The organism is Hallella faecis, from assembly GCF_018789675.1.
Taxonomy (GTDB): domain Bacteria; phylum Bacteroidota; class Bacteroidia; order Bacteroidales; family Bacteroidaceae; genus Prevotella; species Prevotella faecis.
In genome coordinates, this window is the sequence record NZ_JAHKBE010000068.1 from 1 (window position 1) to 10713 (window position 10713).

The following is a 10713-nucleotide window of genomic DNA, read 5'->3' on the forward strand; positions in this document are numbered from 1 at the left end:
TGATAATACGATAATACCCAGGGTGTCGCTTCGCTTGCCCTGGGCTATGCGTTCACTGGGCTTTCAGCCCGTGCATTATCTGCTGCACCTCAGCAATTCAAGCAAGCTTGATTGCATTCGGTTTGCACGATAATTCAGCCCGTCTTCCCTAAATCAGAAACTCCAATAATGTTTTTCTTTGTCGAGGGCGTAAATGGCATGTTTTTTTGCTGTTCTTTCTTCGTTTCCGCTCATGGCTCCTCCAGCTCCAGCGGGTCGTAGGGGTGTGGGAACGACCGTAGCTGGCCAGTGCGGCGGTCGATGGCGCCGCCCGTTTTCAGGTGGTCGCGGTTGGCGGCCACCTGTAGCTTATAGACGTGGTCGCGACTGTCCTTGTGGAAACCCTCATACTTGCGCTTGGTGATGGGGAACGAGCCGGAGCGCAGGCCGACGGCCTCCCAGGTATAGAGCCGCTGCGTGTCGTAGAGCTTCAGGATGAGGCCGGGCAGTCCGCCAAACGTCCATGGGCCGAGGCGCACGGGGATGTCGGCGGCAAACCACGCCTCGAAGTTGCGGCCCCGCCAGTGGCAGGTGGCCCGTTGGCAGCTGTGGCCGAGTAGGGTGGTGCGCTCGGGGTGTAGCGTCCATTTCTGTTGGGCGGCAGGTTCGGTGTAGTAGGCATTGTAGCGTTCCATGGCCCATGGCATCCAGGCGTAGAGCGTTTGCTGGCCCTGCTCGGTGAAGATCTCCGTCGACTGGTACTCGCTCCAGTATTGCCCCTCGCGGCCTATGGTATAGAGCGATGTTGGCACGCCCTCAGCGTGGGGGTTGGCCTTCATGTAGGCGTCGTAGAGCGAGTCGCCCTGCTCCATGAAGCGGCTGTAGTGCTTGCTCAGCCGTTGCCCGGCTTGCAGCACATGGAGGTCGATGTAGGTGTCGGGGTTGTGCAGGTTGGTGGCGTTCAGCGCATACTCCACCTCGAGTTGGGCCTGTCCCACAACGGTGGTGTTGCCCCCGCCTCTGGGCTTCGGCCGCATGACGTGTCCCTGCTTCTGCTGCGCCCACGCCCCGCCGCAAAGGACAGCGAGGGCGAAGATAATGGTGATGATTCTCTTGTGCTTCATAATGGTTGTCTATTCTAATTCCAGCGTGTCGTAGGGTTATTCGCTTACGATTTCCGCAATTCGTTTCTCCATATCTTTCAGCGCCTTCTCGCTGAATCCTGTTTGTTGCCACACTTCCTGCCCCTGACGGTTATAGAGGTAATACTGGGGTATGCTGCCGAGGTTGGGAATTTGGTTCCACAGCGTATTGGGGATGCGGTAGTGTTGGCCAGGAATCTTGATAACATACTTGCTCCATTCGTCGATTGGGCTTGATTCGTTGGTGAGATAGACAAACACCACATTCTTCCCCTTCAATTGCTCTTTCAAGGGTTCCATGGCTGCGATGCCTTTCTTGCAAGGCCCACACCACGTGGCCCAAAGGTCGAAGAAAACAACCTTTCCAGAGTATTGGCTGGCAATGGTCTGTAAGAGTTGTGCACCGGCAACGTCGGGCGTGGGCATCATGCGCTCCTTGGCCTCCCGCTGTAGTCTTTCTGCGGCGACACGGGTGGTATCGTTGAAGGCACGGAGTATGGGTCGGAAGTATGGATGGGCGGTCTGTATTACGCTGTCAGGCAGCACGTGCCCCTGCCGCATCTGCGCGGCTTTCTCCTTTGCATCGGCAAATCCTTTCAACATCTCGTACACCTCGCCATGGTCGAGACCGTTAGCTTTGAGATAAGGCAGACGATCGGCTATCGGGGGCAGGTAGTAAGATCGCCCGTCGCGGAAGTGCATCAGGTCGCGAGCATGTGGGTCAGTCAGCGTGTGTGCTTGAACAGTGCGCACATAGTAGTCTTCCAGCAACAATCGCAGAAAGTCCTGCTGACGGCGCGTATACCCCCGGCGTTCTGCTACGCCCCGGTGCAGTGTGTCGATACTCTGCCACAGCGCATCACACCAACCCGATGTGTCACCGCCGTTATATGTAGGCAACCCCTTGATGTCACGAAAATGCAGAAAGCTGTTCTCCAATAACACTTGGTTGAGGTCGCCCAATGTGCCTCCAAGCCTGTAGCAGTCGTGATTGGTTGGGCGGCCTGCCGCAAAGTTTCCGTCGCGTGCCAGACAAGCCGTGGCATCTACTTCGAGCGTCAGAGTCTCTCCAGGAATGAGTATCAGGGGGAACTGGTCAACATGCATGCCTGCATCTACCCGGCAACCGAGCCAAACAGAGCGCGTAGCAACGTAGGCCGGATGGCGATAGACCGTCACAGAGTCGGCGTATAGCGACCTGCTCTCATACTGCCCTGTGATGGGGTCGCAGCTTGAGGGACCAAAATAATCGAAACTACCGCCGCCGTGTAATATGCAGGTTGCCGTTGCCTCACCATGTTTCGGCGTTAGCGGTTGCAAGGGCTCGCCATCGTCGACGGGTCTCTGGTAAGGCGGTAGGGCAAGGGGATAGAGTTGGTTGTCAAGTCGGATGCCGCGAATCTTCCACGCCCCGTCGTTATCGGCCTCTACATAGTGGAAGGTTTTGGCTCCTTTTGGCATTGGCTCGAAGCAGAGGATGACCGAGTCCTGTTGTGCGTTCTTCACATATTTCTTACCTATCTCAAAGGCTTCGTCGATGAGCACTTCTTTCCCCTTGTGCGTGATGATGCGCCCTTCCTGATAGGCATAGCGTTGACCACTACACTCCAACCGTGCCCCATCCATGCTCCAATCTCGCCAATGGGCACAGGCCATACGGAAATGTACGATAGTGGCGGTTTTGGTCAGTTCCACCTTTACGGGGAGCAAATCGTTGGTACTCGTTGACTTGAACGCGGGTCTGTCAATGACCTTGTTCTTCGCCCACGCCCCGCCGCAAAGGGTGGCGAGGGCGAGGAAACAGGCGAACATTCTCTTTTTCATATAGATAATGCGATGTGTTATAAGGGTTGGTGTAATGATTGATTTGGGATCATTCCTTTTCCAATGGTTCGAACCGCACCTTGGGAGGCATAGGCCTTCCCTCGAGGCTCGTCCAGCCGATGGCATTGCGATAGTCTTCGTTGTACTTCTTCTGCCGCTGCCATACGCTCTTACGTGTCGATTTGGGGTAGAGCTTGTCGGGATATTGCATGATGGGGTATGTGCCATGCTCAATGGCCACGGCCTCCCAAACGTAGATGTTCTGCACGTCAGAGACTTTCAGGATGAGGCCGGGCAGTCCGCCGAACTTCCACGGCCCGCCCTTGATGGGAACGTCGGCGGCAAACCACGCCACGAAGTCGCGGCCACGGAAACGGCACGTGGCCTTCTGGCAGCGGTGGCCGAGGATGGATAGTTGCTCGTTGGCCAGCGTCCATTGCATCAGTGGCCACGGCTCCGTGTAGCTGCTGTTCTCGCGCTCTGCCCATAGGGGGAAGCAGGCTTGCTCTTCCAGTTGTTTGCCTCGGATCGTGTAGTCTGAATAAACCAATTCGCTCCATTTGTCTGACTTCTCGCCACGAATAAATGCGGTCTTGGGCACGTTTCCTTTGTAACCCTTCTCTCGCACCCATTCTGTAACCTTCAAATCGGAGGAGTAAACAAATTCGCTACTGTACTTCCAGACTTGCTTGCCTACCTCCAGTTTGCCCAGGTCCAGGTAGGTGCTCTCGTCCTTGATGTCCTTGGCATTAAGGGCATAGAGCACGCGCACATGGGCCGTGTCGATAGCCACACGCTGGTTGTATCCTCTTTTCTCACGTGTGGGAGCGCTCCCGTTTACTTTGGGCTGCGCCCACGCCCCGCCGCAAAGGGCGGCGAGGATGAGGGTTGTAATGAGCGTTTGTTTCATCACGATTTTGTCGGTTAGGTATAAGTGTTACAATAGTTTGAACCTTACGCTGACCATTGCGTTGCGGGGCCGCAGTTGCTCTACGTAGCTGCGCTGGAAGGCGCGGTAGTTGGACATGATGTAGCCGCTGTAGATGCCGCCCGGGTCGCCCACGGTCTTCGAGTAGTTGGCGCCGGCGTTGAGCCAGAGGTCGCGGCTGATGCTCCAGTTTGCCGATAGCGAGGGGAAGAAGAGCAGGTGTGTGTAGCCGTGCTGGTCGTTCCTTATTTTGTCGTCGAGCGTCTGGGTGTAGAGCTCGAGGGGCAAGCCGAGGCCGATGTAGAAGTTGGGCGTTTCATACTTGTAGGTTTGGGCGAGGGCCACGCAGTAGGTGTTGTACCACAGGTCGTTGCTGAGTTGGGCGTGCTCGGCAGGCGGTGTGAATCCGTCGAGGTCGGTCACGATGCCGTGGAGGTTGGCCGTGGCGCTTACGCCGTAGCTGAAGCGGAACCTTTGGCCCACGCGGATGGCGTAGCTGGTGTTGAAGCTGGCGGCGATGTGGTGTGAGTTCACGTCCTGCGTGTAGGCGGTGGATGTGCCCTGCAGCAGCGAGTCGACACCCACGGTGAGCGTGTTCGGGCGGTGGGCGTAGCCTGCTGAGAAGTGGAGGTCGAAGGTGTTCTTGCCGATGTTGCGAATGGTGTTGAAGGTGTTGGAGACGGAGAGCTGCGGGCGGTCGAAATGCTGGCGTACGCGGTTGTTGCCGTAGTTTGCGGGGTCGGTGCCTGTGCGCTCGGAGGCGAGCAGGCCGTCCACACGGTCGCTGTTCCAGTGGGTGTCCACCTTCAGCACGTTGGCCACGAAGCCGTTGGGCGCGTTGCGGTTGTAGCGCCCCTGGATGTTCAGGTTGTTCAGCTTGGTCTCGCTGGTCATGGCCTCGGAGGCGAGCAGGCGGCTGTCGTCGCTAACAAACTGGTCGCCCACGCTGCTGCCCTCGCGGCGTATGCGGTCGTTGTAGTAGGCAATGTTCAGTCCCAGTTCCGTGTCCTTGTTGGGCTTCTCCAAGTGGTTCATGGTCAGTATCTGACTGTGGTTGTCGAAGGTGCGCTTCTGTGGCAGGCCAGAGCCGTTGGGCATGAGGGCGCCGGTAGGGCAGAAGGGGTAGAGACTTACGCTGTTGACGCTTGAATAGTGTTGCGTGAGTTCCTTCGACACGTCGTCGCCCGTGTTGTTGCCTTTATATAAGGTCATGTTTTGCCGACGCTTGGCGAAGTACATGCCCACCACCTCGGCGGTCCACAAGGGGCTTTGCCCTATGGCGGCCTGGCTGTCGGTGAGCGGCCGTTTGCCGATATGCCAGCCGCCCGCCTGCTGCGCGCCGCCGCCGAGCATGGTGTTGATGGCCACGGTTCCCTTGGCCGAGTTTTTCAGCTTCAGGTTGATGGCCACGTCGTCGGAGAGCTCCTTGTCTTGCAGCATCTTCACGGGCTGGTGGTGCTCCAGCACCTGCACGGTGGCCACGTCGGAGGCGTTGATGTTGTTGGTGGCCAGTCCGTAGCGGCCCTGCAGCAGGTCCATCTCCTCCACGTAGAATTTCTTGATGGTCTTGCCGTTATACTTGATGCCGCCGTTGTCGGCCACCTCTATGCCGGGCATGTGCTTCAGCACGTCGCCGATGACGCGGTCGCCCTGCTGTTGGTAGGCTCCCACGAGGTAGCTGAGCGTGTCGCCGTTCTGCCGTATCTTCTGCGCCCGCACGGTAACCTCCTTCAGTTGCATGGCCTGTTCCTTCACGCAGAAATCGAGCCGTTGCGAGCGGTTGGCCACCTGTTTCGTGTGGCTGCCAATGGCCAGTCCGGAGGCGCTGACGGTCACGGAGTCGGCCTCGGTGGTAAACTCCAGCCTGTAGTGGCCCTTGGCGTCGGTGTCGGCAAAAACCAGGATGTTGCCCGTGCCCTTAGGGGCCACGCTGACGTAAGCCTCCACGTGCTTGCCCTGCGCGTCGGCCACTGTGCCCTCAATGACGGTCTGGGCGGAGGCCGCTATGGCTGCGAAGGCGAGCATGGCGGTGATGATCAACCTATGCATCCTGCAACTACTTTAGGCGGAACATGACCGGTATGTTATATTGGCAACGCACATTCCTGCCCATTCTCTTGGCCGGATTCCATCGGGGCATCTGCCTCAAGACCCGGATGGCCTCGTTGGATAGCAGCGGGCTGGGCGAGCTAACGGCTTCAAAGTGGGTCAGGCGGCCGTCTTCCTCTACCACGAAGCTAACCACCACACGGCCTTCGATGCCATTCTCCAGGGCCTCCTTGGGATAGTGCATCTGTTGGGCCAAGAACTTATAGAACGCCTCCATGTCGCCGGGATAGGACGGCATGACCTCCACCACTCGATAGACGGTGGTGTCCTTAGGTATTCCCAGCACATGTTCGATGGCTCCGCGCACCATGCCGTTCGGATGGATGATGGCAGCCACGGCGATGCCCGAAACCAGAGCCAAAAGGGCGAACACGATGAGGTGGCGCATGTCGAAGAATCGGCGGCGCAAGGCGGTGCGGAGGGTGTTGCGAACGCTGGAGATGGTGTTGCGCACGGAGGCTACGGAAATGCCACGCGCCTCGGCAATCTCCTCGACCGTCAGTCCCTCGTCGTAGAAGAGTTGCCACACCTCGCGCTCGGCCTTGGGCAGACGCCTGAGGCGCCCACGCAGCCACTCGGAGTTTTCGCGCTCCTCCACCTCTTCCTGCGGCGTTACCTCGGTGATGGCGGCATGGCTGTCGTCGGCCAGCTCCACCTCCACACGCTGCCCGCGCCACATCGACACGCAGCAGTTGCGTGCAATGCGCATCAGGTAGGCGTCGGTGAGCGTGGCCTTGTTGCGCACGTTCCACGCCCTGATGCACGTTTCCTGCACCACCTCTTCGGCTTCGGTGTCGGATCCGAAAAACTCGCGGCCCATCTGCATCAGTCGGGGGCGCATTCGTTCCACCATTTCCTTATATGCTTGTTCTGTCATCATGCTGTTTCAGTTGTTTGGGTTTTCTGCTCCTTTAACGCTAAAGTCGCCCAAGGCTCACCCTTAAAAGATGTTAAAGGCTTCCCGCTGCTGGGCATCGTGGCTCGTTCTCGGGCATCGTGGCTGGTTCTCGGGTCGAGGAACGTCATTGGGTTGAGGCCATCATTGGTTCGTGGAACGCCATCGGATTGAGCCCGTCATTGAACTACCTGACTTTCCTCGGCCGCCTTGCCGGTCATCGTGCCGCGCGGTGATCGGTGCGTCTTTTTTGCAACAAAGATAAGATTTCTTGCGTTCCAAACGTCCCATTGGCGCGCATTTTTTGATACCGTTATCACTTTTTGCACCGTAAAGACACAGCCTCTTCGCCCCATGCTCCCCATTATAAACCCATTCAACATCCAACGGGACTCGTTCAACACACCACATTCAACATTCTCAACACTCCACATTATAAATCCCTCTCCACCTGCGAAAAGATCTGCGTCTATCTGCCGCGCCGGCGGCGCGATCTGTGTTATTGACAAGCAGTCCGAATGGCATCTGTGTCGATCTGAGATCCGTGGGAGAAATATTCTCGTGCCGCATGGCCCATTCCACATCCAACACTCCACATTCTCAACATCCCTCCCCCAAATCTACAATGTTTTTCCCACCGCGCCCCGCCTTGCGTCCAAATACGCCATTCTCGCACATTTTTGTAACCGTCTAACATTCAGTCGCTTGCCATTCGAAGGACCCATTCTGCTCTCCCCACGCCCTATTCAGCCTTGCGGTTAGGCATCTTTCGCCCCTCGAAACATGCCCTTCCGCGCCTCAATCCCTTACCTTCCGCACCTCGATCCCTTAGCTATCGCCCCTCGATACATGCCTAACGCCCCAGTCACCGCTCCTCATCCGTCATTCCAAACGCCCCAAACCGCCCTTCCCGCCCTCTATTTCGCCCGAAATTCCCGACACAAGATTTGTACCAAAATTTACAACAAGCAACGACGGCTTTCGTGTTTGTCAAGCTCTGCTTACCTTGTCGTCAAGTGACTTTTAGGGCGATATAATCGGCCGCGCAGGAGTGGGTTTCTCTGGTTTAATTGCTCATGTCTGCTGCCGCTGGCCAGAATCTCCCAAGGGTCGTGGAGGCGGGTGGCACCCCTTCTCAAGGAAAAAAAATCGCAAATACTTTGCCGATTTCATCCGCAATATGGAATATTTAGCTATCTTTGCCATCGGCGTTTATTGTCTGTGGGCTGTTGATGGTAAACATATATGCCTTGCGATGGTTTTCGCCGATAACCAATCCGTCTACCACCTAATCTTTACGTTAACCAAACAGGAAATGACGCATGAAGACAATTACCGTTTTTCTTGCCTCCAGCAATGAGCTAAACAACGACCGCAACAGTTTCCAGGCTTTGATAGCCAAACTTGACGACATCTACGAACCACGGGGCATCCGCATCAAATGCCGCAGATGGGAGGACTTTCCCGCTTATTGCACCGGGGAAAGGACGCAGGATGCCTACAATAAGACCGTGCGTTCCTGCGACCTGTGTATCTGTATGTTTCATAAGGTTGCAGGAAAATACACCATCGAAGAGTTTGGACAGGCTATGGATGGGTACAAAACCAGTCACACCCATCCCAAGACCTTCGTTTACATACGCGCTCTTGTGGAAGGTGAGCTGGAAACCGACGAGCTCAAGACGTTCAAGGACGAGCTCTTCAAGGGCATTGGCCATTACTGGTGCAACTATGCCAGTGATGACGGCATGAACCTCCATTTTGTTATGCAGCTTGAGCGTCTTATGCCAGACATGGGACTGACGGCGGGCGACGGCAGCCAGTTGAAGGTGGAAGCGGGCAACGTAACGCTGCAGGGCTACAAAATAGCCGACTACGCCAATCTGCCTTTTGCGGCAGCCAATCCCGAGTATTGCAGTCTGAAGGAGAAATATGCCCAACTCGACAAGGACATCACCCAACTGCGCGCATTGGGGATAGACGACACGCACGACCTGCTCAGAGAGAAGATCATAGAGCGGCAGAAATGCCACGAGCAAATCATGAACATGGAGAAGCAGTTGCTCGACCTGGCCCTCCTGGTCAACAAGTCGATCAGCAGCGGTCGCCCCATGAGCGAACGCAAGCGTCTCGCCATAGAGATGTTTGAGCAAGGCAACATCAAGGGCGTCATCAATGTGCTCAACGAGGACGACATGGCTTCTGAGGCCAGGCTGGCGGAGCAGGAGATAGCCAGAGGCCGCCAACTGGTGCAGGCTGGCAACGACCTGATAGAGAAAGGCATACAGACCATCCAAGAACAGGTGGAGGATTACATTCTCCGAGCCAAAGCCTTGATGCTCGACATTGACAATAGTGAGAGATTCTCACTCGCCTGCAATGCCTACGAGCGGGCTATCCAACTGTCGCGAAACCATTTGTCCAAGGCAGAGCTCGCAGACCATTTAAATGCGTATTTCAGTTTCTTGTATGGCAACAACCAATTCACCAAAAGTGAAGCGTATATAGAGGAGTGCGTGTCTATCATAACAGAGCTGTGTCGCGACCACCCCGAGACCTACGAGCCTGACTTGGCTGTTTCATATAACAACTTGGCAATTCTATATAGCGACACCCAACGCTTCAAGGAAAGCGAAGCGATGTACCAGTCGGCATTGGCGATATATGAACGTCTGGCGAAGGACAATCCGCAGGTATACGAGCCGGACTTGGCTGATTCCTATAACAACTTGGCAATCCTATATTACACTACCCAGCGGTTCAAGGAAAGCGAAGCGAGGTACAAATCAGCATTGGCGATACGTGAACGCTTAGCAAAGGACAATCCTCAGGCATACGAGCCTGACTTGGCTGATTCATATAACAACCTGGCAAATCTATATAGCGACACCCAACGGTTTAAGGAAAGCGAAGCAATGTTCAAGTTGGCATTGGCGATATATGAACGTCTGGCAAAGGGCAATCCACAGGCATACGAGCCGAACTTGGCTGTTTCATTTAACAACTTGGCAATCCTATATTACACTACCCAGCGGTTCAAGGAAAGCGAAGCGATGTTCAAGTCGGCATTGGCAATACGTGAACGTCTGGCGAAGGACAATCCACAGGCATACGAGCCGAACTTAGCAAGTAGTTACAACAATTTGGCAGTTTTGTATAGCGACACCCAACGGTTTAAGGAAAGCGAAGTGATGCACAAGTTGGCATTGGCGATACGTAAACGCTTGGCAGATGCCAACCCACAGGCATACGAGCCTGGCTTAGCAAGAAGCTACAACAATTTAGCCAATTTGTATAGTGACACCCAACGCTTTACAGAGAGCGAGAAGATGTACAAGGCGGCGTTGGAAATCTATAAGCGTTTGGCGAAGGACAATCCACAGGCCTATGAGCCTGACTTGGCAAGAAGTTACAACAATTTAGCCGTTTTGTATAGTGACACCCGGCGGTTCAAGGAAAGCGAAGCAATGCACAAGTCGGCATTGGCGATATATAATCGTCTGGCAAGGAATAATCCTCAGGCATACGAGCTTGTCTTAGCAGACAGTTACAACAATTTAGCCAATTTGTATAGTGACACCCAACGCTTTACAGAGAGCGAGAAGATGCACAAGGCGGCGTCGGAAATCCGCAAACGGTTGGCAGATGCGAACCCTCAGGCCTATGAGTCTGTCTTAGCAGACAGTTACAACAATTTGGCCAATTTGTATCGTGACACCCAACGCTTTACAGAGAGCGAGAAGATGCACAAGGCGGCGTTGGAAATCTATAAGCGTTTGGCGAAGGACAATCCACAGGCCTATGAGCCTGACTTGGCAAGAAGTTACAACAATTTA

6 protein-coding genes are annotated in these 10713 nt (G+C 55.3%); 1 reads left to right on the forward strand and 5 read right to left on the reverse strand.

Going from position 1 to position 10713, the window contains the following annotated elements; all coding sequences use genetic code 11:
- Positions 1-230: 230 nt before the first annotated feature.
- The 5 genes from KM934_RS11500 to KM934_RS11520 are packed head-to-tail and all read right to left on the reverse strand — an operon-like array spanning position 231 to position 6862.
- Positions 231-1103 carry a GLPGLI family protein gene (locus tag KM934_RS11500; protein ID WP_215760746.1) on the reverse strand — a complete coding sequence of 291 codons (873 nt, stop codon included), beginning with the start codon at positions 1101-1103 and terminating at the stop codon, positions 231-233.
- Between the two features lie 36 nt (positions 1104-1139).
- Positions 1140-2945 carry a TlpA family protein disulfide reductase gene (locus tag KM934_RS11505; RefSeq protein WP_215760747.1) on the reverse strand — a complete coding sequence of 602 codons (1806 nt, stop codon included), beginning with the start codon at positions 2943-2945 and terminating at the stop codon, positions 1140-1142.
- 49 nt (positions 2946-2994) lie between these two features.
- Positions 2995-3855 (reverse strand): GLPGLI family protein, encoded by an 861-nt coding sequence (locus tag KM934_RS11510; protein WP_252344990.1) that lies wholly within the window; start codon positions 3853-3855, stop codon positions 2995-2997.
- A 27-nt stretch (positions 3856-3882) separates the two neighbouring features.
- Positions 3883-5922 carry an outer membrane beta-barrel protein gene (locus KM934_RS11515; RefSeq protein ID WP_215760749.1) on the reverse strand — a complete coding sequence of 680 codons (2040 nt, stop codon included), beginning with the start codon at positions 5920-5922 and terminating at the stop codon, positions 3883-3885.
- A gap of 7 nt (positions 5923-5929) precedes the next feature.
- Complete coding sequence (locus KM934_RS11520) at positions 5930-6862, reverse strand: TonB family protein (protein WP_215760750.1); 933 nt, start codon at positions 6860-6862, stop codon at positions 5930-5932.
- 1337 nt (positions 6863-8199) lie between these two features.
- Here KM934_RS11520 and KM934_RS11525 point away from each other — a divergent pair.
- Positions 8200-10713, forward strand: a 2514-nt coding sequence (locus KM934_RS11525) for a tetratricopeptide repeat protein (protein ID WP_215760751.1), incomplete at its 3' end; no start/stop codon positions are given.

Coding starts and splice junctions, on each gene's coding strand:
- KM934_RS11500 (WP_215760746.1), bottom strand. CDS start 1,103: ATGAAGCACAAGAGAATCATCACCATTATCTTCGCCCTCGCTGTCCTT.
- KM934_RS11505 (WP_215760747.1), bottom strand. CDS start 2,945: ATGAAAAAGAGAATGTTCGCCTGTTTCCTCGCCCTCGCCACCCTTTGC.
- KM934_RS11510 (WP_252344990.1), bottom strand. CDS start 3,855: ATGAAACAAACGCTCATTACAACCCTCATCCTCGCCGCCCTTTGCGGC.
- KM934_RS11515 (WP_215760749.1), bottom strand. CDS start 5,922: ATGCATAGGTTGATCATCACCGCCATGCTCGCCTTCGCAGCCATAGCG.
- KM934_RS11520 (WP_215760750.1), bottom strand. CDS start 6,862: ATGATGACAGAACAAGCATATAAGGAAATGGTGGAACGAATGCGCCCC.